This window comes from Nocardioides sp., from assembly GCF_050246775.1.
GTDB lineage: Bacteria > Actinomycetota > Actinomycetes > Propionibacteriales > Nocardioidaceae > Nocardioides.
The window spans coordinates 719,993-744,462 of record NZ_JBFWVK010000001.1 but is presented as its reverse complement, the minus strand read 5'-3'; the positions used below and the strand labels follow the sequence as shown (position 1 = coordinate 744,462).

Below are 24,470 nucleotides of genomic sequence, written 5' to 3'. Positions count from 1 at the left end.
CCAGCATGGGTGTCGTGACCAACCTGACAACCTCGCGCGGCGCCGACGTCGTGGACCTCGCCGTCCAGACGGCCGATGCCGCCGCCCTCGGCGCGGGGGTGGCCGTCCGCGAGATCACCGACCTGCGGGAGCTGGAGGAGGTCGTCCACCTCTACGCGACCATCTGGGGCCGCGACTCGAACCCGCCGGTCACCATCGAGCTGCTGCGAGCGTTCACCAAGGCCGGCAACTACGTGAGCGGTGCGTTCGACGAGGGCCGCCTGGTCGGTGCCTGCGTGGGCTTCTTCGCCGCCCCGGCCGAGGACTCCCTGCACAGCCACATCGCCGGGGTGGCCGGGCCGGCGCTGGGCCGCAACATCGGCTTCGCGCTGAAGCTCCACCAACGCTCCTGGGCCCTGTTGCGCGGCGTGTCCGAGATCGCCTGGACCTTCGACCCGCTGGTCAGCCGCAACGCCCACTTCAACCTGGTCAAGCTGGCGGCCGAACCCGTGGAGTACCTCCCGAACTTCTACGGACCCATGCTGGACACGATCAACGGGGTCGACGACTCCGACCGCCTCCTGGTCCGCTGGCGGCTGCGCGACCCCGCGGTGATCGCGGCGTGCGCCGGGAACAGCGTCCCTGCGGTGGTGTCCGACGAGCTCGCGGCCGGCGCCGTGGTCGCCCTCGGCATCTCCGAGAGCGGACGAGCGGTCCCCGGGCGACTCGACGCCCAGACCTCGCTGGTCGCCGTACCGAGCGACATCGGGGCCATGCGGCTCGCCGACCCGGCGGCGGCACAGCAGTGGCGGGTGGCCGCGCGCGACGCGCTGTCGGCCCTGGTCGCCGACGGTGCCCGGATCACCGGTTTCGACCGGGCGGGCTGGTACGTCGTACGCCGCCCGGCCCGAGCAGGGCAGCTGCTGTGAAGCTGACCGGAGTCGAGCTGCGCCGCATCGCGATGCCCCTGGTCTCGCCGTTCCGCACGTCGTTCGGCACGCAGACCACCCGTGAGCTCCTCCTGCTGCGGGTCGTGACCGACGAGGGTGAGGGCTGGGGCGAGTGCGTCGCCATGTCTGATCCTGTCTACTCCCCGGAGTACCTCGACGGCGCCGCCGACGTGCTGCGCCACCACCTGATCCCGGCGCTGGCCGCCGTCGGCCCGCTGGAGGCCCACATCGTGGCCCCCGCCCTGGCGAGGTTCAAGGGGCACCGGATGGCCAAGGGTGCCCTCGAGATGGGGTTCCTCGACGCCGAGCTCCGCGCGACCGGGCGCTCACTGGCCCGTGAGCTCGGTTCGGTCCACGACCGGGTCCCGTGCGGGGTGTCGGTCGGGATCATGGACAGCGTGCCCCAGTTGCTCGACGCCGTCGACGGCTATCTCGACGAGGGCTACGCCCGCATCAAGCTCAAGATCGAGCCCGGCTGGGACGTCGAGCCGGTGCGCGCGGTCCGGGAGCGCTTCGGGGACACCGTCCTGCTCCAGGTGGACGCCAACACGGCGTACACGCTGGGCGACGCCCGGCACCTGGCTCGCCTCGATCCGTTCGACCTGGTGTTGATCGAGCAGCCGCTCGATGAGGAGGACGTGCTCGGCCACGCAGACCTGGCCCGCCAGATCACCACGCCGGTGTGCCTTGATGAGTCGATCACCTCCGCGCAGACGGCCGCCGCGGCCATCCGGCTGGGCGCCTGCCAGATCGTCAACGTGAAGCCCGGTCGGGTCGGTGGCTACCTGGAGGCCCGCAGGATCCATGACCTCTGTGTGGCCCACGGGGTGCCCGTGTGGTGCGGCGGGATGCTCGAGACCGGGCTCGGGCGCGCGGCCAACGTCGCGCTCGCAGCGTTGCCCGGCTTCACCCTCCCCGGGGACACCTCGGCCTCCGGGCGCTACTACGCCACGGACATCACCGAGCCCTTCGTCCTCGAGGACGGCCACCTCCAGGTGCCCACCGGGCCCGGCCTCGGGGTGGAACCTCTGAGGGACGAGCTCGCAGCCGTCACGGTCTCCACCGAGTGGGTCCCCGCCTGAGACCTTGTCCGTCCCGACGATTGTGGAGGCCTTTTCGGTCCGCCACGACGACGTAGGGTGGGGATTCCTCCCCTACCGTCGGATGGTGCTCGAAACGATGAACCTACGTCCGCGTGCGAGCCTCGGTCGTGTCCTCGACGACCTGGGGGCCACCCTGCTGGAGGTCGTCCACGGCGACCCGGAACGTGCCCAGGACATCGGTGGGGTGGTCATCCACGACCCTGTGGACGATCCGATCCCCCCGGCAGGTGCCCTGGTCCTCGGCGTGGGTCTGGTCGACGCCGACGCCATCGTCGAGCTCGTGCGATCCCTCGGACGACACCGCGTCGCCGGTCTCGTGCTCCGTGCGCCGGTCCAGGTGACGCCCGCGATGCGCACGGCCGTGGAGGAGTCAGGGGTGACGCTCCTGGGACTGAGCCGGGGTGCGCCCTGGGCGCACCTGGCTGCGATGCTCAGGGCGGTGCTGGCCGAGGGCGACATCGGCGTCACCGACCATGAGTCGCTGGGCGGGCTGCCCTCCGGCGACCTGTTCGCCGTCGCGAACGCGATCGCTGCCCTGCTGGACGCGCCTATCACGATCGAGGACCGCAGCTCCCGGGTCCTGGCCTTCTCCGGGCGCCAGGACGAGGCCGACCCGTCGAGGGTCGAGACGATCCTGGGCCGACAGGTTCCTGAGCGCTACTCCCGGATCCTGGCCGAGCGTGGCGTGTTCCGTGAGCTCCACCGCAGTGACCGCCCGGTGTTCGTGAGCCCGGGTGCCGAGGGTGAGGATGCGTTCTCGATGCCACGGGTGGCCATGGCGGTGCGGGCCGGGGACGAGCTGCTCGGTTCGATCTGGGCTGCTGTGCCGGGCCCTCTCAACGAGGAACGCACCGAGGCGCTGTGCGACGCCGCCAAGCTGGTCGCCCTGCACCTGCTGCGGGTCCGGGCCGGTGCCGATGTCCAGCGCCGCCTGCGCGCCGACCTGCTGAGTTCCGCCCTCGAGGGCGGGCGGGGCGCCCACGAGGCGCTCGAGCGGCTCGGTCTGTCCGGGAAGCCGCTCATCGTCCTCGGGGTGTCGGTGGACGAGCCGGACCACGACCCCCGTCCCCCCGGCGGCGACGCGGTGCTGGTGCACGAGCGTCAGCGGGTCAGTGACGCGTTCGCCATGCAGCTGAGCGCTGTCCACCCGCGGTCGGCCGCCGCACTGATCGGAGACGTCGCCTACGGCCTCGTGCCGGCTCCGGGCACGGGTCACGACGGCGAGGAGAGCGGGCGGCGGCTGGCCAACGAGTTCCTGGACCGCCTCGGCGACCGGGTCACGGCCGTGGTCGCCGTCGGTCCCATCGCCCGTGACGTCGCCGGCCTCGCCTTCGCGCGCACCTGCGCCGACCGGGCCCTGCGCGTGCTGAGGGAGGCCCGCAGTGGGCGGCGGGTGGCGACGCTCGAGGACATCCAGGTCGAGGCCCTGATGCTGGACCTACGGGACATGGCCGCGGCCCGCGACGACCGCCCGACCGGGCCGTTGGCCAGGCTCATCGACTACGACCGGCAGCACCACAGCACGCTCGTCCAGACGCTGGCGGCGTGGCTGGATGCCTTCGGGGACGTGATCGCCGCCTCCGAGGCTCTCTACGTCCACCCGAACACCTTCCGCTACCGGCTGCGCCGGCTCGCCGAGGTGGGGGAGATCGATCTCGGCGACCCCGAGGCACGCTTCTTCGCCATGCTGCAGCTGCGGGTCCTGGCGCCCCAGCTCACGCATTGACCCCGGCGAGGTCAGCACTCCAGGCGATTCATGATCCGAAGAGCAGGTAGAGGCCGGTTCCGGTGTAGAGCACCATCAGGACCAGGAGCGGCAGCTGGGCGACGAGCTGGTCGCGGGTGGTGAGGAGCTTGGTGGCCCGGTCGTGGGCTGCGATGACGCCGAGCACGTGACCGCCGACCACCGCGAGCACCTTCACGACGGCCAGGGTGGAGGGGTGGTCGGAGAGCCAGTAGTTGACGCCCAGGTTCGCGGTGCCCAGCAGGTTGGCTCCGGTGCCCATCGGGTCGCTGAGGAGGATCATCGTCTGTTGTCCGACCTCCACGAAGTAGGACAGGTAGTGGGCGGTGATGTAGCCGAGAACGATCGGCACGAGTGAGTGGGCGAACTGGCCGGGCATGTCGCGGCGGGTCAGGCCCGTCGCGGCGCGGGGTCGGACCGCCACGGTGGCGGCGGTGAAGCTCACCCCGACGGCGAGGCAGAACCCGAGCAGGCCCAGGGTGTTCACGACCTCGGGTGCGCTGACGTCCTGGATGAACCGGACCCAGGTGGATGAGTCCTTGAAGGTGTCGAAGGCGGTGGACCCGAGGAGTACGGCGAGCACGGCGACCAGCCCGGGTCCGATGGGGACCCCGTCGAGACTGCGCAGCGGGGCACGGAGGACCAGCTGGGTGTGCGGGTGTGCCTTCGGCCCGCCTCGCGTCCGCACGGTACGGCGACCGAACACCGACAGGTGACCGATCAGGGTCGAGTAGACCTCGAACGGGTCGAAGGCGGCCAGCCACCGGTCTCCGAACACCGCGGCCCCGACAAGTCCCAGGACCAGGTAGGTGCCGAACCACACCTGCAGCGTGGCCAGGTAGGTGCCCGAGGGATAGACGAGCTCCAGCCACACGAAGGCGAACAGCGCGAGAGCCCCCGGCCAGAGACCGACCCAGGGCGGCAGGGTGGCCCGCCCCTGGTGCGCGTCGAGTCCGAGGACGCGCACGAGGAGCAGGTGCAGGGTGCGCACCGGGCTGACGGCTCGGTAGAACGGCCCGAACAGCAACGAGGCCGGCACCAGCCCGACCCACAGCAGGACGTAGACGACCCCGAAGACCGGGTTGGTCAGGAGATCGGGCCCTGCCACGGCGGCCCAGGTGACGTAGGCGAAGAACAGCAGGCCGAGCGCGCGCACGACCGGCGCGAACGCCGGGGAGTCGACCAGGTCCGTGAGCCAGCCCGGAGCCGGACGGCCCTGGGTCGCCGCGTCGAAGCGCGGCGTACGCCAGGCCAGCGCGAGCACGATGAAGGACACCGTCAGCGCCGCGGAGGCGCCGGCGATGGCCAGCTCGGGCGGGATCGGCAGGTTCTTCGCGCCGCCCAGCCCGTGTGCCAGGGGGATCTCGAGGATCACGAGACCTCGAGCTGGACGATGACCTTCTCCAGGGAGTGTGACTCGACGTCGATGATGCCGGGCTGGTCGAGGTCGGTGATGGTCAGGGTGGTGGTGCCGGCGTCGTACTCCAGCTCCTGCTCGGGACTGGAGTGCACGTGGATCTCGCCGGCCTCGTCCGCGGTCACCTTCAACGTCACGTCCTGTCCCTTCGGGACCTCGACGCGCTCGCCGTTGGGGGTGACGCTGTCGCCGGTGATGGTGACGTCGATGACCGCTGGGGTGCCCGCGGTGTCGCTGCCACCGCTCGCCGGGGCAGGTGAGTCGTCGGAGCCGCAGCCGGTGAGGCCGAGGCCGACGACGAGCAGGGTGGTGATGAGGATTCCTCGGGGAGTGGACATGGTCAGATCCTTTCGGGTGATGGGTGTCGGTGTCATGCGATGTCGAACCAGGTGCGGAAGGCAGGGACCCGGCGCAGCAGCACCTGGTCGAGGACCAGGACGGCCAGCACGCTGATCCCGAACAGCGGGAGGAACAGGCCGAGGACCACGAGGGCCACGAGCAGAGCGGGCGTCGCCGCCAGGGGGAGGCGTCCTCGCGGAGCCCCGATGCTGGCAGGTACGCCGGCCCGGCGGGCGGGACGTCGGCGCCACCACATCAGCGGCCCGCTGACGCACATGAAGACGACAGCCAGGCAGGCCAGCGCGGCGGCCCAGAAGTTGACCACGCCGAAGCTGCGACCTTCATGCACGCCGATCCCCTGGGAGACCACCTTGGCCAGGGCGGGGTAGTCGTCGTAGCCGTAGGTGGACACCGCCTGCCCACCGAACTGGTCGACATGGACCGTCCGCTCGGCGGTCGGGTCGTGGAAGGCGTATCCGATGACGGAGTAGACGCCCTGCTCGCCATCGGGGATCGCGACGGTCATCGGGTGGCTGAGCCCCTCGTCCGAGGCGACCTCGAGGGCGGTGTCGACATTGGCGACCGAGCGTTCGCCATCGACCGGCGGGGTCGACGTGGGCACGTCGCTGTCGCCGAGCGCCCACGGTACGTCGACCGCGTGGCTGTGCGGCAGGGACTCGTCCAGGGACGAGGTGGGGTCGGACAGGGCTCCGGGGTCGGTGCTCCACAGCGACGAGCCCTGCTGGGTGGCGAGCTCCTGGACCTTGGCGCCCCAGAAGCCGGTCCACGGCAGCCCGGAGACCAGCAGGAACAGCAGGCTGACCCCGACCACGGAGCCGACCAGGGCGTGGCGACTGCGCAGAGTGGCCCCGGCCGCTCCGGACAACCGTCGCCGCAGGCGCGCCGCCCGCCCCTTGACGAACAGGTAGTAGCCGGTGAGCGCCATCACGATCGCCCAACAGGCCCCGAGCTCGATGACGTAGTCGCCGGCCTTGCCGGCCATGAGCTCGCCGTGCAGTCGCACCGCTATCCCGGAGACGGTGGTGTCGGGGTTGAGGTCGCCGAGGACCTCGGCGCCGTAGGGGTTCACGTAGATGTCGCGGGTCGAGCCGTCGGCGTGGACGGTGGCGAAGACGGTGCTCCGGCCGGCATCAGCAGGCTCGGTCATCGACATGATCGAGGCCTCAGGGTAGGCACGCTCCACTGCTGCCTGCTGGGCGGCATAGGGCTGGGCGATCACTCCGTCCGGGGCCTGCACCTTCATCAGGTCGGCGTGCAGGAGCGGTTCGAACTGGAAGCGGAACAGGTAGATCAGGCCGGTCACGGCGAGTAGCAGCAGGACCGGGACGACCAGGAAGCTGGCGTAGAAGTGCCAGCGCCAGAAGGCCCGGAAGAGCCCGCGCGACCTCGCGGGTCGAGACGGTGGGTGGGTGGTGGGTGGCGGCGCTGGATCGTCGAACTGGGTGGTCATGGGCTCTCCTCGAGCACGTCGGGTGGTCCGCACGCGGAAGTGCCCCAGCCTCGGCCGGGGTCGGCTCCGCACCCGAAGGGCGTGCGGGTGTGGTGAGGGTGGCGCCTGGACCGCGAGGGTCAGGCGGCGAGGAGAGGGGGCGGGCCCCGGCGGATCAGCAGGTCGGCGAGCACGTGGAAGCGGGCCGGGCGGCGCAGTCGCCAGGCCGGCGGCCCGTGCCATCGCCTGAGGAGGCGGTCCTGGGTCCGCACGAGCGCGAGCGTCGAGTGCAGCGATCGGGCGGCCACCAGGCACTGGCGAGCCGCCGTACCGACGGCCAGACGGGCCACGTCCGTCCCCGCGGCCAGCAGCACCCACAGGGCGCGCTCGCCGCGAGCGATCCACAACCCCATCACGGCCGCCGCGAGCAGGTGGGCCAGGGCCATCAGGGCATGGGGTCCGGTGAGGTCGGCCAGCAGGTGCTGCACCGGGGTCGGGATGCTCAGCTGCCCGGCTGGGTCGCTCGTCCGGCCGGCGTACAGCTGGTCGTACAGCGACCCGACCCGGCGCTCGGTGGGCAGGGAGGCGGCCGCGGGGTGCAGGTGCGGGACGCTCGGGGCCCTGGTCAACGGCGGGTCGCCCCGGTGGCCGCCCATCGCGGTGAGCGCCCCGTGGAAGAACGTCTGTCCGGCCATGAGCAGCAGGGCGACCCTGAGGTGGGACGCCCGGCGCCCGAGCTGGCTCGCGGAGGCGACCAGACAGGCCAGGAAGATCCACGCCATGGCGGCCGGGCCCGGCAGGTAGCCACCGGCTGAGACGTGCGCGACCGTGCCGGTGAGCATCGCGACGCCGGCCAGGAAGCAGGCGCGCGACCAGCGCAACCCCATCCCGGCGCTCCGATCCATGCCGTCATCATGCCGCACCAGGCGGTCGCTCGGCCTGCCCGGGCAGGACCTTGGCCCCTGACCGCCACCGACGTGGAGGGCGAGGGTGGGAGGACCCCAGCACTCGGACGATCGGACCCTCATGGAGCTCAGCAACATCTTCGGCATCCCCGCGCACCCGCTGATCGTGCACGCGGTCGTGGTGCTCGTGCCGTTGGCCGCGTTGGGCGCCATCGCCGTCGTGGTCTCGCCCTGGGTCCGCTCGCACATCGGCTGGCTCGTGGCCGCCATGGCCGTGGCCAACGTCGTCCTCGTGCCCCTGGCCACCGGCAGCGGGGAGTCGCTCGAGGAGCGGGTCAACGAGACCGCCCTGGTGGAGAAGCACACCGAGATGGGCGAACAGCTGCTGCCCTGGGTCCTGGTCCTGGCCGCAGTGATCGTCGCCTTCATGGTGCTCGGTCTGCTGACTGCTCGGCGCTCGACGGACGCCGCTGCTCCGGTGTGGGCGAACCGGTGGGTGGCCACCGGGATCGCCGCGGTCACCGTCGTCGCCGCCTCCGGGGCGCTGGTCCAGGTGGCCCGCATCGGCCACAGCGGGGCGAAGGCCTCGTGGTCCGATGTCAGCAGCGCCGCCCAGCTCACGCCCGGGCCTACCGGCTGAACGCTGGCGGCCAGCTGGCCGCAACCACCCCGGATATCGGCCCCTGGGATAGCGTCGCCCCATGTCTGGACGAGCTGACTCGTGGAGACAGCGGATCCCCTCGGCGACCCTGAGGTCCGCCGGAGCGTGGACCGCTCGCTTCCTGGTGGCCGCGTTGTGCGTCGCGGTGGTGGCTGCCCCGCTGTCGTTCGCCTGGGCCATCAGCCGGACGACCGTGCACGAGACCATCGGGGTCACACCCGCGACCTTCACCCTGAACACGTCGGGTCACAGCGAGGTCCGGCTGGGGATCGCCGGGACCGCCTACGTGCCGCTCTCGCGCGGCCCGATCGGGGTCGTGGCCACCGTCAACGGGCCGGGCGATCCGGGAGCGGGGGACGGAGACCTGGCCTCCTACGTCACCCCCGAGATGCTGGAGCTCTACACCGGGCTGTTCCACGATCCCGAACGTGCCGTCCAGGGATACGTCGACCTGGTCGTTGCCGAGTTCCGGCACATGTTCCTGGTGACCGAGCTGATCGTGGCGGGGGTCGGCGGGCTGGTCGTGCTGCTGCTGTCGTCCCTGTTCGCCTGGCGGCGCGAGGGAACCCCGCGCGTGAAGGTGCTGCGCTCCACCCTGGTCGTCCTGCTGGTGCTGGCCGTCAGCGCGACCCTGTCCACGGTCCTGTTGCGCACCGGCGCGGCGGGAGCCGGGGAGGGGCCCGGGACCTATGCACTTCCGGCGCTCGACGGGACGGTCGCGGCAGGCAGTACGACGGACAGCCCGATCCTGCGCGCGGTGCTCGGCGGTGTGGTGCCCAAGGTGCAGAGTCTGGTGCAGCGCCAGGAGGACCAGGAGCGGGACTACGCGGCGGTGGCGGCCAGCGGCCTGGAGGCAGCGGCCACGTCGATGCAGGGCCCCCGCCCCGGTGAGCGGGCTGTCCTGATGCAGTCCGACATGCACTGCAACACCACGATGATCCGGCTCCAGTCCCAGGTCGTGTCGATGCTGCGCGACCAGTTCGGGGAGGATGTCCCGGCACTGCTGGCCGTCACCGGCGACCTCACCACGAACGGCACGGCTGCGGAGGGCGGCTGCATCGCCGACGAGGCCGCCATCGCCGACGGTGCTCCCATCGCGGCGGTGACCGGCAACCACGAGTCCGAGGTCAGTGCCGCGCAGATGGAGGAGGCGGGGATGACGGTCCTGTCCGGTGCGGTCCAGGAGCTGGGCGGGGTCCGTGTGCTGGGTGACGGCGACCCGGCGCGTTCGGAGCTGTTCGGCGCGACCCGGTTGCGGGGCGAGGAGACCCAGACCGACCTGGGGACCCGATTGCGGGAGGCGGCCCAGGACGAACGGCCCGACCTGGTCCTCGTGCACGAGGCCTATGCCGCTCAGGCGTTCCTCGGCGTCGACGACATGCGGGCCTTCCTCGACGCGCGGGGCAGTGCGACGATCCCGCAGGAGGACGACATCGACGACGTCCCGGCCGCCGCCGTCTTCTACGGGCACTGGCACCGATCGGTCGAACCGCGAGTGGTCTGGAACTCCGACGGCAGCTGGACCCTGGTCATGGAGCTGGACACCTCCGGTGGAGCCGTCGCGTCGCCGACGATCGGGCGCTTCTCCACGCCGTGGTCACGTCCCCTGCAGGAGGCCTCCTTCCCGGTGGTGTTCCTCGACGAGGAGTCCGGGCTGGTCACCGGCTACCAGGTCTACAGCTTCGCCCCCGACGGTGTCGTGACCGTGCTGCCCCGCGTGGACGTCGGCGGCACCTCGTTGGGCCCCTGACCCGCGTGATGCCGGCCGATGGGCAGCACCATCGGCCTGCCGGACACCGGATCGGGGATGACCTGGCTGTCCATGCCGAACACGTCGCGGACCACCGTGGTGGTGAGGACGTCGGCAGGGTCCCCGGCAGCGTGCACCTGGCCCCGGGCGACGGCGACGAGGTGGTCGGCGTACCTGGCCGCGAGGTTGAGGTCGTGCAGGACCATGACGATCGTGGTGCCGTGGTCGCGGTTGAGGTCGGTGAGCAGGTCGAGCACGTCGATCTGGTGGCTCACGTCCAGGAAGGTCGTGGGCTCATCGAGCAGCAGGATGTCGGTCTGCTGGGCCAGGGCCATGGCGATCCAGACGCGCTGGCGCTGGCCGCCGGAGAGCTCGTCGACCGAGCGGTCGGCGAGTCCCGTGGTGTCGGTGAGGTCGAGGGCGGCCGCGACCGCTGCGTCGTCGGCGCTGCCCCAGCGGGTCAACAGCTGCTGGTGCGGGTGCCGGCCCCGGGCCACCAGGTCGCCCACGACGATGCCCTCGGGGGCGAGGGGCGACTGGGGCAGCAGTCCGAGGGTGCGAGCCACCTCCTTGGTGTTGAGGCGATGCAGGTCCCTGCCGTCGAGCAGCACCTGGCCGTGCCGGGGCCTGAGGAGTCGGGACATGGCCCGCAGCAGCGTGGACTTGCCGCAGGCGTTGGCGCCGACGATCGCGGTGATCGCGCCGGGCGGTACGGCGAGGTCGAGGGCATCGACCACCACGCGGTCGCCGTAGCCGAGGGTGACGTTCTCGACGGTGAGGCAATGAGCATCGGTCACAGGGAGCCCCCGGCTCGGTTGGTGCGGACAAGGAGGTAGACCAGGTAGGGCGCCCCGAGCGCCCCGGTGATGACGCCGACGGGGTAGCGGGTGCCGAAGGCGTACTGGCCCAGGAGGTCGGCTCCGGTGACCAGCAAGGCCCCCACGAGGGCGGCCGGCACCATGAGGGACCCACCGCCGCCCACGATGCGGGCCGCGATCGGCCCCGACAGGAACGCCACGAAGGCGATCGGACCGGCAGCGGCGGTCGCGAACGAGATCAAGGCGACGGCAGCCAGGATCGTGAGGAGCCGGGTGCGCTCCACCCGCACCCCGAGCGCCGTGGCCGAGTCATCACCCTGCTGCATCAAGGTCAGGTTGCCGGCCTGGGCCAACAGCAGGGGCGCGAAGACGGCGCCGGCCAGCGCGAGCGGGGTGACCTGCGCCCAGGTCGCCCCGTTCAGGCTGCCGGTCAGCCATTGCATCGCCGTCTGCAGGTCCCACTGGGCGGCCCGGACGATGACATAGGCCACGATGCTGTCCAGCATGGCCGCGATCCCGATGCCGATGAGGATGAGCCGGGTGCCGACCACGCCGTCCTTGAAGGACAGGACGTAGATCAGCATCGCCGTGGCCAGCGCCGCGAGCACCGCCATGATCGAGATCGTCGTCTCGCTCCAGGACAGGACGACGATCCCGATCACCGCTGCGGCGCTCGCGCCGGAGCTGATGCCGATGATGTCGGGGGAGGCCAACGGGTTGCGGAGCATGGTCTGGAAGGTGACCCCGGACAGGCCGAAGGAGGCACCGGCCAGCACCGCGAGACCGGCCCGGGGCAGGCGCAGCTCACCGACGGTGAAGGAGGCGCCGGGCACGGGCTGGCCCATGATGACCCGGACCACCTCGTCGAGGGAGTAGAAGGTCTGCCCCACCATCAGGCTGACCACGAAGAGCACCCCGAGCAGGGCCAGCAGCCCGAGCGAGATCGACCCGCGGCGGCGGGCCCGGCGGGTCCGGGCCCTGCTGAACGTCAGGGCGCTGGTGCTCACAGGGACCTCAGCTTCTGGTTGCGCACGATGGAGATGAAGACCGGCGCTCCGATGAACGCGGTGACGATGCCGACGTCGACCTCCGACGGGCGAGCCACCACCCGGCCCACGACGTCCGCGCTGGTGAGCAGGGCCGCGCCGACGATCATCGACGCTGGCAGCAGCCATCGGTGGTCGATGCCGATGAGGAGCCGACACAGGTGTGGGACCACCAGTCCCACGAACCCGATGGGCCCGGCCACCGCGGTCACGGCCCCACAGAGCGTCACCGCACCCACGGCCGCCAGCAGCCGGGTGCGGGTCACTTTCTCGCCGAGCCCGGCAGCGACGTCGTCGCCGAGGGCCAGCGAGTTGAGCCCCCGTGCGGCGGCCAGGCTGATCACGGCACCGACCACCAGGAACGGCAGCACCAGGCCCAGCTTGTCGTACGACGCCCCGCCGACACCGCCGATCTGCCAGAACCGGAACTGGTTCATGACGTCGATGCGCGGGAGCAGGATCGCACTGATCAGCGAGCTCAGGGCCGCCGACGTGGCGGCCCCGGCCAGGGTCAGCTTCAGCGGGGTGGCACCGCCCCGGCCGAGCGAGCCCACGGCGTACACGAAGAGCGCAGCGACCGCGCCGCCGCCGATGGCCACCCAGATGTAGGCACTCGGCGAGGCGAGCCCGAAGAACGCGATGCCGACGACCACCGACAGGGCGGCGCCCGTGGTGACACCGAGGATGCCGGGGTCGGCCAGCGGATTGCGGGTGACGCCCTGCATCACCGCCCCGGAGAGGCCGAGGGCGGCGCCGGCGATCAGCGCGAGCAGGGTCCGCGGCACCCTCTTCTCCACCGCGGCCTGCGCGATGCTGTCACCCGAACCGTCGCCGGTCACCACCCCGACCAGGCCGCCGACCAGGTCGTGCGGGCCGACCACCCGGGCCCCGAAGGCCACCGAGGCGAGGGCCGCCAGCACCATCAGGGTGAGCGCGAGTCCCACCCACAGCAGGCGGGTGGTCGCGGGGGCTCGCCGTGCAGCGAGCTCCCGCGACCTCTCCGGGCTGGCCACGACCATGCGGATGCCTTCGACGTCCTCGTCCGGTCAGCCCTGGCCGTTCTCGAGGGCCTCGGACATCAAGGAGAAGTAGTCGTCGATGCCCCACGGGATCGACAACGGGGACGGGTTGGCCATGGCGGCCAGCGGCGTGGAGTCGACCAGGGTGGCCACGGAGCCGCTCTCCACAGCCGAGATCCTGCCGATCAACGGGTCGGCCTGGAGTGCCTTCAGCTGCTTGCCCTCGGCGTCGCCGTAAGTGATGAAGAGGTCGACGTCGTCGAACTCGTCGGCCCGCTCCGAGCTCACGGTCGTGTAGAACTCCTCGGTGCCCGCCGAGGCCTCCGCGACCACCGCAGGAGTGCCCATGCCCACCGACTCCAGGAAGCCCGGGCGGGTGTCGTGCGTGGTGTAGAAGCCGATCTGGCTGAGATCGGCGGGGTCGATATAGGTGAAGACCGCGTTCTTGCCGGCCAGGGCGGGGTGCGCCTCGAAGGACTCGGCGACCTCGGCGTCGAGGTCCTCGATCAGCTGCTCGCCCTCGGCCCCCAGGCCGATGGCCTCGCTGTTCATGCGGATCATGTCCTGCACCGAGGTGCCCCACGCGACCTCGGGGTAGGCGACGACCGGCGCGATCTTGCTGAGCTGGTCGTACTCCTCCTGGGTCAGGCCGGAGTAGGAGGCCAGGATGACGTCAGGCGCCGTGTCGGCGACCGCCTCGAAGTCGATGCCCTCGGTCTCGTCGAAGAGCACCGGGGTGTCGGCGTCCAGGTCCTCCAGCCGCTCCTCCACCCAGGGCAGTACGCCGTCCCCGTCGTCGTCGCCCCACGCTGCCTCGCTCATCCCGACCGGGACGACGCCCAGCGCGAGTGGTACCTCGTGGTTGGACCAGGCGACGGTGGCGATGCGCTCGGGCTTCTCCTCGATCACGGTCTCGCCGTACACGTGCTCGATGGTGATCGGGAACTGCGCCGTACTCTCGTTGGCCGCGCCGTCGGCGCCGGCGTCCGCCTCGTCGTCGCTCGACGATCCGCAGCCGGCAAGGACGAGGAGGGCGGCCGTCGAGGCACCTGCGGCCAGGACACGGTGGAGGCTCATCTGAAGGGCCTTTCGTAGGTTAGGGAAGCCTAACCTAACAAGTCCGGATGCCCGGGGTCTACACGGGGTCCGCGGGTTTCCCCGGTCGACCGGGGAAACTCGCGGTTGTCAGCCGTTGCAATGGCTGACAACCGCCCGAAACCCCGGTCGACCGGGGAAACCCGCAGCCCGCGACTGCCTGACATGTCGGGATTGCCCTAGGCTCCCGGCATGCTCATCATCGCCATCATCTTGTTCGGCATGCTCATCGGAGCCGGCGCACAGCTCATCCTCGGCAAGTCTCCCCAGGGGATCGACTGGGCGATGGCCTTCGCGTCGGGACTGATCGGATCTTTCGTCGGCGGCCTGCTCGTCAGCCTGCTCGCCGGTGACGGGATCGAGATCCGACCCAGCGGCATCATCGGTTCCCTGATCGGCGCGATCATCGTGACCGCCGGCTGGCGTTGGTGGCAGAGCCGCAGCGCGGCCTGACGCCTTCACCTCGCGAGGTCAGATCCAGCGGGAGAACCAGATCCGGGTCATCCACTCGGCGTGGGTCAGCAGTCCGTCGGTCCAGATCGGCCAGAACCACGCGAAGTTCAGCACCACGAGGACGAAGAACGATCCCGCCACGATCGTTCCGGCAGTACGGCGGGGTGACGGGCCCGGTGCTGACAGCAGCCGGCCCATCAGCATCGTCAGGGCCAGGACGGTGAACGGCAGGATGTTGATCGCGTAGAACAGGAAGATCGGCCGGTCGTCGTAGCGGAACCACGGCAACCAGGTCGTGGCCACCCCGACGACGATGACCCCGTAGCGCCAGTCGCGCCTGGCCACCCAGCCGAACACGGCGTAGAGCAGCGCCACCACCCCGCCCCACCACAGCACCGGGGTGCCGATCAGCAGCACCTGGCGCAGGCAGTCGCTGTCAGCCGGGGCGTCGCACCCCTGTTCGCCGGGCTTGATCTTCAGTTGCGCGTCCACCCCGACCGGGCGGTTGAGGAAGAGCCAGCCGAGCGGCTTGGACTGGTAGGTGTGGGTGCTGTCGTTGAGGAAATGGGTGTGGAAGGTCAGCACGTCCTGGTGGTAGAAGTACAGCGACCGCAGCGACTGCCACGTCTCCGCGACCACCCCGTCGGCGTCGGGCTCGGTCGCCGTGGGCCACTGCTTCCCGCCGTCGAACTGGGTGTACTGGGTGTTCGAGAGGTGCTCCTCGAACTGGTGGGCATGCATCAGCCACCCCGTCCAGGTCGCGACGTAGACCACGAAGGCCACCACCACGAGGTGCACGAACGCCACCGGCGCGTCCACCAGGAGCGCCTTGGGCAGCGCCCACCGGACCCCGAAGGAGCGTCGAGCCCCGGCCGCCCAGACCCAGACCAGGACACCGAAGCCGGCCAGCACCGTCGCGGCACCCCACTTGGTGCCACAGGCCAGTCCGAAACTCACCCCCGCGACCAGCAGCCAGGGGCGCAACCACAGCACCGGGCCGAAGGAGTCGGGCTGGAGCGGCACCCGGGACAGCCGGCGTCTCATCCAGTCGCGGTCGTTCACGCAGGCGGCAACGGCACACAGGATGAAGAAGGCCTCGAAGATGTCGAGCAGCGCCAACCGCGACAGCACCAGCTGCAGCCCGTCGAAGCACAGCAGCAGCCCGGCCACACACCCCAGCAGCGTGGACCCGGTGAGCCTGCGCGCCAGGCGGCACATCACCAGGACCATGAGGGATCCGACCACCGCGGCGGCCACCCGCCAGCCGAAGGGGTCCATCCCGAACGCCTTCTCGCCCAGCGCGATCATCCACTTGCCGACCTCGGGGTGCACGGTCATCGACGGGTCGTCCTGCCAGATCCCCGTCGTACGGCCGGCGAGGATCTTGGCGTCGGCACCGTCGACGTACTCCCGCGTGTAGCCGAAGTGCAGCAGCGACCAGGCGTCCTTGGCGTAGTAGGTCTCGTCGAACTGCATCGCGTGAGGGGTCCCGAGCCGCCACAGCCGAAGGAAGAGGGCCAGCAGCGAGATCCCGATCGCACACGCCCACCCCACGAACGGGTCCTCGCGAGGGAGTCGTCCGCGCGCCCGCTCCGGGGCCGGTGGGACGCTGTCGCCGTCTGCGGTGCGCGAGAGCCCCTCCATGACGGTCACGAGCAGAACCTTACGACCGTGGCTGACATGATCGAGGCATGACGAGCACAGGGGAGACGACCGGGGAGCCGGCCGGGCCCGGAGTCCTGGTCCTGGCCGCGACCCCGATCGGGCAGGTGGGCGACGCCCCGCCGCGTCTGGCCCAGGAGCTCCTCGGCGCCGACGTCATCGCCGCCGAGGACACCCGGCGCTTCAAGCGGCTCACCTCAGACCTCGGGCTGAGCCTCACGGCTCGGGTGGTCTCCTACTTCGAGGGCAACGAGACGGCGCGTACGCCGGTCCTGCTGGAGGCGCTGCTCGCCGGCCAGCGGGTGGTGCTCGTGACCGACGCGGGGATGCCGTCGGTGTCCGACCCGGGCTACCGGTTGGTGGCCGCAGCGGTCGAGCACGACGTCACCGTGACGGCCGTCCCCGGGCCGTCCGCGGTGCTGACCGCCCTGGCCGTCTCGGGGTTGCCGGTCGACCGGTTCTGCTTCGAGGGCTTCCTGCCCCGCAAGGCTGGTGAGCGGTCCCGGCGGCTGGGGACCCTGGCCGCCGAGGAGCGCACGATGGTCTTCTTCGAGGCACCGCACCGCACCGAGGCCGCGTTGACCGCGATGGCCGAGGCCTTCGGCGACGACCGGGCGGCTGCGGTGTGCCGTGAGCTGACCAAGACCCATGAGGAGGTACGGCGCGGGCCGCTGGCCGAGCTGGTCGCCTGGGCTGGCGAGGGGGTGCGCGGCGAGGTGACCATCGTGGTGTCCGGTGCGGTCACGGTCCTGTTGCCCGACGACCCGGCGAGCCTCAAGGCGGCGGTGGCCGCCAAGGAGGCGGCCGGGCTCAGTCGCAAGGACGCGATCCTGGCCGCTGCCCGCGAGGCCGGCGTGCCGAAGCGGGAGGTCTACAACCTTGTCCACTCCTGACCGTCCGCCGGCGCCGGAGCCGTTGCCGCACCCGGTGATCGACAACCACTGCCACCTCGACATCCACGTCGGTGACCCGCTCGAGGTCGAGGACGCGATCGCGTCGGCGGCAGCGGTCAACGTGACTCGGATCGTGCAGATCGGCTGTGACCTCCCGACCGCCCGATGGGCCGTCGCGGCCGCCGACAAGCACGACGCCCTGGTGGCCGGCGTCGCGATCCATCCCAACGAGGCCCCACGGCTGGCGGACCTGGATGCCGCCATGGTCGAGATCGAGGCCCTGGCCCGCAGCAGCGAGCGGGTCCGCGCGATCGGCGAGACCGGACTGGACCATTTCCGCACCGGTCCCGAGGGGCGAGACGTGCAGGTGGAGAGTTTTCGCCGCCACATCGACCTGGCCAAGCGCCTGGACAAGACGCTGGTCATCCACGACCGCGACGCCCACGACGACGTGCTGAAGGTCATTGACGAGGAGGGGGCGCCGGAGCGCTGGGTGATGCACTGCTTCTCCGGTGACGCCGACTTCGCGCGTCGTTGCCTGGATCGGGGAGCGCACCTGAGCTTCGCCGGCACCGTGACCTTCAAGAACGCCGATCCTCAACGGGAGGCGCTGAAACTCAGTCCGCGCGACCGCGTCCTGGTCGAGACCGATGCGCCCTTCCTGACGCCGACGCCCTACCGCGGACGGCCCAACGCGTCGTACCTGATCCCGCTCACGATGCGGTTCATGGCACAGGTGCGCGGAGCGGATCTCGCCGAGCTCTGCGTGGAGGTGGAGGCCACCACTGAGGCCGTTTTCGGCGGTGGTTGGTAGATACAGGTGGAGGGAGACCTCCGTCACGGACCCCGAATCAGGGCCTCCGGGGAGTTTGCGATCGCTCCAGACCCCGTTATCGTCTTGTGACTGTTGGCCGGGATCGGGAGAACACGTTGCACCGCAGTGCGTCCGCGCACCGCACCCGAGGCCCGGAGAGTACGACGTCAGGACACATGTGCGCCGCACCATCGCACGGCTCATCAACAGCCGCATCGCCCTCATCGCCCTCGTGGCGACCGTCATCCTTGCCGTGGCCGGCACCACCTTCGGCTACGCGAAGATGAGCAAGAGCGTCACCCTGTCCCTCGACGGACAGGCCCAGCAGGTCAGCGCGCTGGGCAGCACCGTCGGTGACGTGCTGGACGCCGAGGGCATCGACGTGACTGAGCACGACGTGGTGGCTCCCTCGGTGGACGAGGAGGTCGAGGACGGAGACCGGATCACGGTCCGCTTCGGTCGTGAGCTCGAGCTCAACGTCGACGGGCAGCCCCAGACCTACTGGGTCACGGCCACCGACGTGAACAGTGCGCTGGCCCAGATCGGGCGCACCTTCACCGGTGCCGACCTGTCGACCAGCCGTGGTGCCGAGATCAGCCGCGACGGCATGCGTCTGTCGGTGACCACTCCCAAGACGCTCACCATCAAGGTCGGCCGGGGCAAGGTCGTCAGCCGCAGCCTCGCCGTACTCACCGTCCAGGACGCGCTGCGCGAGCTCGGCGTCGACGTCGATCGCGACGACAAGGTCAAGCCCGCCCTCACCACCCCGATCACCGACGGCACCAAGGTCGTGGTCACCCGCATCCGCATCGTCACCAAGTCCGTCAAGGACGAGGCCATCGCCTTCGACACCGTCGAGACCGAGGACTCCTCGGCCTACGAGGGCGACGACAGCGTCGAGCGCGCCGGGGTCGAGGGTCGCCGCGACGTCACCTATCGCCTGGTGTTCCGCAACGGCAAGCTGGCGGTCACCAAGGTGGTCAGCGCCACGGTCACCCGCAAGCCGGTCTCCGAGCTCGTCACCGTCGGCACCAAGGAGCAGTCCAGCACCAACTTCGCCGGCGGCAACACCGTGTGGGACGCGCTGGCGCAGTGCGAGTCCGGCGGCAACTGGGCCATCAACACCGGCAACGGCTACTACGGCGGCCTCCAGTTCAACCTCGGCACCTGGCAGGCCTACGGCGGCTCCGGTCTGCCGAGCAACAACAGCCGGGAGGAACAGATCCGGATCGCCACCAAGCTGCGCGACGCCAGTGGTGGGTACGGCGCCTGGCCGGGCTGTGCCGCCAAGCTCGGGCTGCCCCGCTGAGGGTGGTCCTCCGCGGTTGATCCCAGTCACCAGGTGACTGCGATCCACCACGATCACGTCCGTTGGGTGATCGCCCACTAGGCTCGAAACCATGCCTGCAGAACCGCTCTCCGCCGGGCCGAGACTCCTCGGTCCGGCGGAAGTGCGTTCCCTGGCTGCCGCGCTCGACCTGAGACCGACCAAGCAGAAGGGCCAGAACTTCGTCATCGACGCCAACACGGTGCGCCGCATCGTGCGGGAGTCGGGGATCGGCCCCGATGACGTGGTCCTCGAAGTGGGTCCGGGCCTGGGTTCGCTCACCCTGGCCCTGCTCGCAGTGGCGCGTCACGTGGTCGCCGTGGAGATCGACGACGACCTGGCCAGGACCCTCCCGGACACGATCGCTGCCAACGCCCCGGACCAGCTCGACTCCTTCGAGGTGATCCACGCCGACGCCCTGCGGATCGAGGCGCTGCCGGACCCGCAGCCCACAGCCCTGGTCGCCAACCTGCCCTACAACGTCTCGGTGCCGGTGCTGCTGCACCTGATGTCGCTGCTGCCGACCCTGGAACGAGGGCTGGTGATGGTGCAGGCCGAGGTCGCCGACCGGCTCGCGGCCGGCCCCGGTTCCAAGGTGTACGGCGTCCCGTCGGTCAAGGCCGCCTGGTACGCCGACGTGCGCCGGGCCGGCGCGGTCGGGCGCAACGTCTTCTGGCCCGCACCCAACGTGGACTCCGGGCTGGTGGCCTGGAGTCGCCGCGAACCGCCGCTCACGACTGCAACGAGAGAACAGGTGTTCACCGTCATCGATGCCGCCTTCGCGCACCGACGCAAGATGCTGCGCTCCACGCTCAAGGACGTCGCAGGTTCGGCCGAGGCCGCCGAGGCCGCCTTGCTGCGGGCCGGAGTGGATCCGACCGCCCGCGGCGAGGTGATCGACGTCCACCAGTTCGCGCGCGTCGCCGAGGAGCTGGGCCGATGAGCGCGGGAGTCACCCGGTCGATCTCCGTGCGCACCGCTGCGAAGGTCAACCTGCACCTCGGGGTGGGGGCGCCGCGCGAGGACGGTTTCCACCCGTTGTCGACGGTCTACCAGGCGATCGGTCTCTACGACGACGTCACCGTGCGCCGCTCCCCGACCTGGAACCTCAGCCTCGAGACGGCCGAGCACGTGAACGCCGAGGCGATCCCGTTGATCGACAACATCGTGCACCACGCGGCGCGGGCGCTGGGCGAGCGGCACGGCCGCGACCTGGTGGCTGCTGTCCAGATCGACAAGAACATCCCGGTGGCCGGCGGTCTCGCCGGCGGGTCCGCGGACGCGGCGGGCGCCCTGGTGGCGCTCGATCGTCTCTTCGGCCTGCAGACCAGCGACGAGGATCTGCTCGAGATCGCGGCCGGCCTGGGCAGCGACGTGCCCTTCGCGCTCATGGGCGGCACCGCCATCGGCACCGGGCGAGGCGAGCTGGTCGAGCCGGTGGACGACCCGGGCACCTGGTGGTGGGTGGCCGTGACGTCGCGCGACGGCCTGTCGACCCCTGAGGTCTACCGCCACTTCGACCGGCTCTTCCCCGACGCGGACCCCGAGCCCAAGGGCATCGAGGCGGTCCTCGCGGCGCTGGCGAGCGGCGAGCCCCTGCTGCTGGCGCGGTCGCTGCACAACGACCTGCAGGACGCCGCGCTCGACCTGCGTCCGGACCTGGCCCGGTTGATCGAGGAGGGCGAGGCAGCCGGAGCGCTGCGGGGCATCATCTCGGGGTCCGGCCCGACCGTGGTCTTCCTGGCCGAGGACGCCGACAGTGCCCGCCACCTGGGTGCCGACCTGCTCGGAGCGGGCCACGAGATCGCCCTGGCCGCCCCCGGACCGGTCTCCGGGGCCACCCTGGTGAGTCTCTGATGGCCAATCTGATCAACCTGGAGCGCGTCTCCAAGTCGTACGGCGTCCGCCCGCTGCTCACCGACGTGTCCCTGGGGATCGGGGCGGGGGAGCGGATCGGCATCGTGGGGCGCAACGGTGACGGCAAGACCACGCTGCTGGAGGTGATGAGCGGTCTCGAGGAGGCTGACACGGGGCGGGTGTCGCGGGCCCGCGGCCTGACCATCGGCTACCTGCACCAGGGCGACGAGCTGGTCGACACCCACAGCGTGCGTGAGGCCGTGCTGGCCGGCAAGTCCGACCACGAGTGGGCGGCCGACTCCACCACCCGCGAGGTGGTCGAGGTGCTCCTCGCGGGGGTGAGCCTGGACCGCGCGGTCCTGGGCCTCTCGGGCGGGGAGCGTCGACGCTGCTCGCTGGCGGCGCTGCTGCTCGACCACCACGACCTGATCATCCTCGACGAGCCCACCAACCACCTGGACGTGGAGGCCGTTGCCTGGCTCGCCCAGCATGTCGTGAAGCGCACCTCGGCGCTGGTGGTGGTGACCCACGACCGCTGGTTCCTCGACGAGGTCTGTCAGTCGACGTGGGAGGTCCACGACGGGGTGGTCGACGCCTACGAGGGCGGCTACGCCGCGTTCGTGCTGGCCAAGTCCGAGCGCACCCGGCAGGAGTCGGCCTCGGAGACCCGTCGGGCCAACCTGGCCCGCAAGGAGCTGGCCTGGTTGCGACGCGGGCCGCCGGCGCGCACCTCCAAGCCGAAGTTCCGGATCGAGGCGGCCAACGCCCTCATCGCCGACGTGCCCCCGGCGCGTGATCGGATGGAGCTGCAGAACTTCGCCACCCAGCGACTGGGCAAGGACGTCCTGGACATCGAGGACGTCGACCTGACCCGCGGTCCGCGCCAGCTGCTGTCGCACGCCACGTGGCGGCTCGGGCCCGGCGACCGGGTCGGGATCGTCGGGGTCAACGGGGCCGGGAAGACGTCGGTGCTGTCCCTGCTCGCCGGCACCCTCGCGCCGGACGTCGGCCGGGTGAAGCAGGGCAAGACCGTGGTGCTGCAGCACCTGACCCAGCAGCTCGACGAGATCGATCCCGATGCCCGTGTGCTGCCCTCGATCGAGGCGATCCGGCGGGTGACCAAGACCGTGGACGGTGAGATCACCGCGACGTCGATGCTGGAGCGCTTCGGCTTCGTCGGCGACCGGCTCACCGCTCGGCTGGGCGACCTGTCCGGTGGCGAGCGGCGTCGCTTCCAGCTGCTGCGTCTGTTGCTGACCGAGCCCAACGTGCTGCTGCTCGATGAGCCCACCAACGACCTCGACATCGACACGCTCAACGTCCTGGAGGACTTCCTGGACCGGTGGCCCGGCACGCTGGTGGTGGTCTCGCACGACCGCTACTTCCTCGAACGGGTCTGCGACACGGTCTGGGCCCTGCTCGGCGACGGCCAGATCTCGATGCTGCCGCGCGGGGTGGACGAGTATCTCGAGCGCCGAGCCGCCGACCTGGCGCGACCTGTCGCAGATGTACCTCAGATTCCCGCCGACCTGTCGCAGATGGACACCTCCGGGAAGAGTCTCAAGGCCGGCAGCGCCGAGGAGCGTACGGCGCGCAAGCTGATCGCGAAGCTCGACAAGCAGTTGGCTCGCATCGCCCAGCAGGAGGCGACGATCACCGCGGAGATCGCCGATCATGCGCACGACTACGACCGGATGGCGAAGCTGACGCGGCGGTTGGACGAGCTGCACGCCGAGAAGGAGATCGCGGAGCTCGAGTGGCTCGAGGCGTCCGACGCGCTGGAGTAGTCAGACCGAGGCGGCCGCCGCCAGGATCGCTGCGACCGAGCGGTCGACGTCCTCGGCGGTGGTCGACCAGTTGGACACCGAGACGCGGATCAGCCGCTGTCCGCGCCACGTGGTGCCTCCCACCCAGCAGGTGCCCTCGCGCTGCACGGCGTCGATGATGGCGTCGGTCTTCGCGGGATCACCGAAGCCCACGAGGACCTGGTTGAGCACCACGTCGTTGTGGATGGTGGCGCCGCCCTCCTGCAGCCCCGCTGCGAACTGTCGCGCCAGCGCACAGGTGCGGTCGACGAGGTCGGCCACCCCGCTGCGGCCGAGCTCGCGCAGCGCGGCCCACACCGCGAACCCTCGGGCCCGGCGAGAGGACTCCGGGGTCAGGTCGGCCAGGACGTAGTCGTTGCCGCCCGAGCCGGCCAGGTACGACGCCGAGTAGGACATGGTCGCGGCATGCGCCACCGGGTCGGCGCAGAAGGCCAGCCCGGAGTCGTAGGGCACGTTGAGCCACTTGTGGGCGTCGGTGCCCCACGAGTCGGCCGCGTCGAGTCCGGCCACGAGGTGGGCGGTGCGGGGGCTGGCGGCGGCCCACAGGCCGAACGCGCCGTCGACGTGCACCCAGGCGTCGTACTCGCGCGCCAGCGGGATCGCCGAGGCGAAGTCGTCGCAGGCGCCGGTGTTCACGTTCCCCGCCTGGAGGCAGACGATGGTCGGGGTCTCGGGCTCCGCGGCGAGGACGCCGCCGAGCTCCAGGACGTCGATCGCGCCGTTCTCGTCGGCGCCGACGGGCGCGATGCAGGCCGTGCCGAGCCCCAGGAGCCGCAGGGCCCGGTCGACCGTGGCGTGCCGCTCGACGCTGGTGACCACGCGCAGCCGTGGTGCCCCGATGAGGCCGTCGCGCTCGACGTCCCAGCCGGCTCGTTGCAGGACCTGGTGCCTGCCCACCGCGAGGCCCACGTTGTTGGCGCCCTGCGCTCCGGTCACGAAGCCGGCCGAGGCGGTGCCGGGCAGGCCGAGCAGGTCCGTCAGCCACGCTGCCGCGGCTCGTTCGGCTGCGCCGGCGGCAGGGGACATGACCTCGTTGAAGGCTGGCTGGTCCCAGCCGACGGCGAGCACGTCGGCGGCGGTCGCGGCGGGCAGCGACCCACCGATCACGAAGCCGAAGTAGCGCGGTCCGGTGGTGGCGGTGAGGCCGCCGGCGGCCGCGCCGATCAGGTCCTCGATGACCTGCTCGGGCGGTGTCGGGTCGTCCGCGAGAGGTACGGCGAAAGCCGCCCGGACGTCGTCGGGTCGACCCGGGGCCGCCACCGATCGTTGCTGGACCTCGGTCCGGTGATCGGCGGCGGCCTGGGCCGCGCGGTGCAGGAGCCCCTCGATGTCGGTCATGACCGCCATCCTCGCTGCTTGCGC

At 71.0% G+C, this 24,470-nt stretch carries 22 protein-coding genes; 12 read left to right on the top strand and 10 right to left on the bottom strand.

Going from position 1 to position 24,470, the window contains the following annotated elements:
* The first annotated feature begins 5 nt into the window (after positions 1-5).
* From AB7I40_RS03560 to AB7I40_RS03550, 3 genes are all read left to right on the top strand, one after another.
* The gene (locus AB7I40_RS03560; protein WP_428344288.1) at positions 6-908 is read left to right on the top strand and encodes a GNAT family N-acetyltransferase; all 903 of its coding nucleotides are present in this window, start codon (positions 6-8) and stop codon (positions 906-908) included.
* Positions 905-2,011 carry an o-succinylbenzoate synthase gene (gene menC / locus AB7I40_RS03555; protein WP_428343669.1) on the top strand — a complete coding sequence of 369 codons (1,107 nt, stop codon included), beginning with the start codon at positions 905-907 and terminating at the stop codon, positions 2,009-2,011. Before AB7I40_RS03560 ends, menC begins: the two co-directional genes overlap by 4 nt.
* An 85-nt stretch (positions 2,012-2,096) precedes the next feature.
* The gene (locus tag AB7I40_RS03550) at positions 2,097-3,758 is read left to right on the top strand and encodes a PucR family transcriptional regulator (RefSeq protein WP_428343668.1); all 1,662 of its coding nucleotides are present in this window, start codon (positions 2,097-2,099) and stop codon (positions 3,756-3,758) included.
* Positions 3,759-3,786: 28 nt separating this feature from the next.
* Here AB7I40_RS03550 and AB7I40_RS03545 read toward each other — a convergent pair whose 3' ends face one another.
* The 4 genes from AB7I40_RS03545 to AB7I40_RS03530 form a co-directional block, all read right to left on the bottom strand.
* Positions 3,787-5,151, bottom strand: coding sequence for a hypothetical protein (locus AB7I40_RS03545; protein WP_428343667.1), 1,365 nt, complete (start codon positions 5,149-5,151; stop codon positions 3,787-3,789).
* A complete protein-coding gene (locus AB7I40_RS03540; RefSeq protein ID WP_428343666.1) occupies positions 5,148-5,531 on the bottom strand; it encodes a hypothetical protein in 384 nt (127 codons plus the stop codon). The genes AB7I40_RS03545 and AB7I40_RS03540 overlap by 4 nt, the downstream gene beginning before the upstream one ends.
* Before the next feature lie 32 nt (positions 5,532-5,563).
* Positions 5,564-7,003 carry a PepSY-associated TM helix domain-containing protein gene (locus tag AB7I40_RS03535; protein ID WP_428343665.1) on the bottom strand — a complete coding sequence of 480 codons (1,440 nt, stop codon included), beginning with the start codon at positions 7,001-7,003 and terminating at the stop codon, positions 5,564-5,566.
* A gap of 119 nt (positions 7,004-7,122) precedes the next feature.
* Positions 7,123-7,887: a hypothetical protein gene (locus AB7I40_RS03530; protein ID WP_428343664.1), complete on the bottom strand. Its 765-nt coding sequence runs from the start codon at positions 7,885-7,887 to the stop codon at positions 7,123-7,125.
* Between the two features lie 121 nt (positions 7,888-8,008).
* Here AB7I40_RS03530 and AB7I40_RS03525 point away from each other — a divergent pair, with 121 nt between their 5' ends.
* Positions 8,009-8,527, top strand: coding sequence for a DUF2231 domain-containing protein (locus tag AB7I40_RS03525; RefSeq protein ID WP_428343663.1), 519 nt, complete (start codon positions 8,009-8,011; stop codon positions 8,525-8,527).
* 61 nt (positions 8,528-8,588) lie between these two features.
* Positions 8,589-10,298, top strand: a complete 1,710-nt coding sequence (locus AB7I40_RS03520; RefSeq protein ID WP_428343662.1) for a metallophosphoesterase family protein — start codon at positions 8,589-8,591, stop codon at positions 10,296-10,298.
* Here AB7I40_RS03520 and AB7I40_RS03515 read toward each other — a convergent pair.
* The 4 genes from AB7I40_RS03515 to AB7I40_RS03500 are packed head-to-tail and all read right to left on the bottom strand — an operon-like array spanning position 10,223 to position 14,258.
* Positions 10,223-11,095, bottom strand: coding sequence for an ABC transporter ATP-binding protein (locus tag AB7I40_RS03515; protein WP_428343661.1), 873 nt, complete (start codon positions 11,093-11,095; stop codon positions 10,223-10,225). The two genes, AB7I40_RS03520 and AB7I40_RS03515, sit on opposite strands and share 76 nt — an antisense overlap.
* Positions 11,092-12,123, bottom strand: a complete 1,032-nt coding sequence (locus tag AB7I40_RS03510) for a FecCD family ABC transporter permease (protein ID WP_428343660.1) — start codon at positions 12,121-12,123, stop codon at positions 11,092-11,094. The genes AB7I40_RS03515 and AB7I40_RS03510 overlap by 4 nt, the downstream gene beginning before the upstream one ends.
* Positions 12,120-13,181 (bottom strand): FecCD family ABC transporter permease, encoded by a 1,062-nt coding sequence (locus AB7I40_RS03505; protein WP_428343659.1) that lies wholly within the window; start codon positions 13,179-13,181, stop codon positions 12,120-12,122. The genes AB7I40_RS03510 and AB7I40_RS03505 overlap by 4 nt, the downstream gene beginning before the upstream one ends.
* Before the next feature lie 27 nt (positions 13,182-13,208).
* Positions 13,209-14,258, bottom strand: coding sequence for an iron-siderophore ABC transporter substrate-binding protein (locus AB7I40_RS03500; protein ID WP_428343658.1), 1,050 nt, complete (start codon positions 14,256-14,258; stop codon positions 13,209-13,211).
* A 210-nt stretch (positions 14,259-14,468) separates the two neighbouring features.
* Between AB7I40_RS03500 and AB7I40_RS03495 the strand changes: the two genes are divergently transcribed.
* Positions 14,469-14,729, top strand: a complete 261-nt coding sequence (locus AB7I40_RS03495; RefSeq protein WP_428347916.1) for a GlsB/YeaQ/YmgE family stress response membrane protein — start codon at positions 14,469-14,471, stop codon at positions 14,727-14,729.
* 18 nt (positions 14,730-14,747) lie between these two features.
* On the opposite strand, the gene AB7I40_RS03490 is transcribed toward AB7I40_RS03495, so the two are convergent.
* Positions 14,748-16,373: a dolichyl-phosphate-mannose--protein mannosyltransferase gene (locus tag AB7I40_RS03490; protein ID WP_428344287.1), complete on the bottom strand. Its 1,626-nt coding sequence runs from the start codon at positions 16,371-16,373 to the stop codon at positions 14,748-14,750.
* A gap of 47 nt (positions 16,374-16,420) precedes the next feature.
* On the opposite strand from AB7I40_RS03490, the gene rsmI reads away from it, so the two are divergent.
* From rsmI to AB7I40_RS03460, 6 genes are all read left to right on the top strand, one after another.
* Entirely contained in the window at positions 16,421-17,284 is an 864-nt protein-coding gene (rsmI, locus tag AB7I40_RS03485; protein ID WP_428343656.1) for a 16S rRNA (cytidine(1402)-2'-O)-methyltransferase, read from the top strand.
* Positions 17,271-18,098: a TatD family hydrolase gene (locus AB7I40_RS03480; protein ID WP_428343655.1), complete on the top strand. Its 828-nt coding sequence runs from the start codon at positions 17,271-17,273 to the stop codon at positions 18,096-18,098. Before rsmI ends, AB7I40_RS03480 begins: the two co-directional genes overlap by 14 nt.
* Before the next feature lie 178 nt (positions 18,099-18,276).
* Entirely contained in the window at positions 18,277-19,407 is a 1,131-nt protein-coding gene (locus AB7I40_RS03475) for a transglycosylase family protein (protein WP_428343654.1), read from the top strand.
* A gap of 91 nt (positions 19,408-19,498) precedes the next feature.
* The gene (gene rsmA, locus AB7I40_RS03470; protein ID WP_428343653.1) at positions 19,499-20,368 is read left to right on the top strand and encodes a 16S rRNA (adenine(1518)-N(6)/adenine(1519)-N(6))-dimethyltransferase RsmA; all 870 of its coding nucleotides are present in this window, start codon (positions 19,499-19,501) and stop codon (positions 20,366-20,368) included.
* Positions 20,365-21,282 (top strand): 4-(cytidine 5'-diphospho)-2-C-methyl-D-erythritol kinase, encoded by a 918-nt coding sequence (locus tag AB7I40_RS03465; RefSeq protein ID WP_428343652.1) that lies wholly within the window; start codon positions 20,365-20,367, stop codon positions 21,280-21,282. Before rsmA ends, AB7I40_RS03465 begins: the two co-directional genes overlap by 4 nt.
* Positions 21,282-23,069, top strand: coding sequence for an ABC-F family ATP-binding cassette domain-containing protein (locus AB7I40_RS03460; RefSeq protein ID WP_428343651.1), 1,788 nt, complete (start codon positions 21,282-21,284; stop codon positions 23,067-23,069). Before AB7I40_RS03465 ends, AB7I40_RS03460 begins: the two co-directional genes overlap by 1 nt.
* On the opposite strand, the gene AB7I40_RS03455 is transcribed toward AB7I40_RS03460, so the two are convergent.
* Positions 23,070-24,446: a pyridoxal phosphate-dependent decarboxylase family protein gene (locus tag AB7I40_RS03455; RefSeq protein WP_428343650.1), complete on the bottom strand. Its 1,377-nt coding sequence runs from the start codon at positions 24,444-24,446 to the stop codon at positions 23,070-23,072.
* Positions 24,447-24,470: the final 24 nt, after the last annotated feature.

What these genes read in the sequence shown, in the direction of transcription:
- AB7I40_RS03520 (WP_428343662.1), top strand. Translation starts at nt 8,589, where the DNA reads ATGTCTGGACGAGCTGACTCGTGGAGACAGCGGATCCCCTCGGCGACC.
- AB7I40_RS03560 (WP_428344288.1), top strand. Translation starts at nt 6, where the DNA reads ATGGGTGTCGTGACCAACCTGACAACCTCGCGCGGCGCCGACGTCGTG.
- AB7I40_RS03490 (WP_428344287.1), bottom strand. Translation starts at nt 16,373, where the DNA reads ATGGAGGGGCTCTCGCGCACCGCAGACGGCGACAGCGTCCCACCGGCC.
- rsmA (WP_428343653.1), top strand. Translation starts at nt 19,499, where the DNA reads ATGCCTGCAGAACCGCTCTCCGCCGGGCCGAGACTCCTCGGTCCGGCG.
- rsmI (WP_428343656.1), top strand. Translation starts at nt 16,421, where the DNA reads ATGACGAGCACAGGGGAGACGACCGGGGAGCCGGCCGGGCCCGGAGTC.
- AB7I40_RS03465 (WP_428343652.1), top strand. Translation starts at nt 20,365, where the DNA reads ATGAGCGCGGGAGTCACCCGGTCGATCTCCGTGCGCACCGCTGCGAAG.
- AB7I40_RS03525 (WP_428343663.1), top strand. Translation starts at nt 8,009, where the DNA reads ATGGAGCTCAGCAACATCTTCGGCATCCCCGCGCACCCGCTGATCGTG.
- AB7I40_RS03505 (WP_428343659.1), bottom strand. Translation starts at nt 13,181, where the DNA reads ATGGTCGTGGCCAGCCCGGAGAGGTCGCGGGAGCTCGCTGCACGGCGA.
- AB7I40_RS03460 (WP_428343651.1), top strand. Translation starts at nt 21,282, where the DNA reads ATGGCCAATCTGATCAACCTGGAGCGCGTCTCCAAGTCGTACGGCGTC.
- AB7I40_RS03540 (WP_428343666.1), bottom strand. Translation starts at nt 5,531, where the DNA reads ATGTCCACTCCCCGAGGAATCCTCATCACCACCCTGCTCGTCGTCGGC.
- AB7I40_RS03500 (WP_428343658.1), bottom strand. Translation starts at nt 14,258, where the DNA reads ATGAGCCTCCACCGTGTCCTGGCCGCAGGTGCCTCGACGGCCGCCCTC.
- AB7I40_RS03535 (WP_428343665.1), bottom strand. Translation starts at nt 7,003, where the DNA reads ATGACCACCCAGTTCGACGATCCAGCGCCGCCACCCACCACCCACCCA.
- AB7I40_RS03530 (WP_428343664.1), bottom strand. Translation starts at nt 7,887, where the DNA reads ATGGATCGGAGCGCCGGGATGGGGTTGCGCTGGTCGCGCGCCTGCTTC.
- AB7I40_RS03495 (WP_428347916.1), top strand. Translation starts at nt 14,469, where the DNA reads ATGCTCATCATCGCCATCATCTTGTTCGGCATGCTCATCGGAGCCGGC.
- AB7I40_RS03455 (WP_428343650.1), bottom strand. Translation starts at nt 24,446, where the DNA reads ATGACCGACATCGAGGGGCTCCTGCACCGCGCGGCCCAGGCCGCCGCC.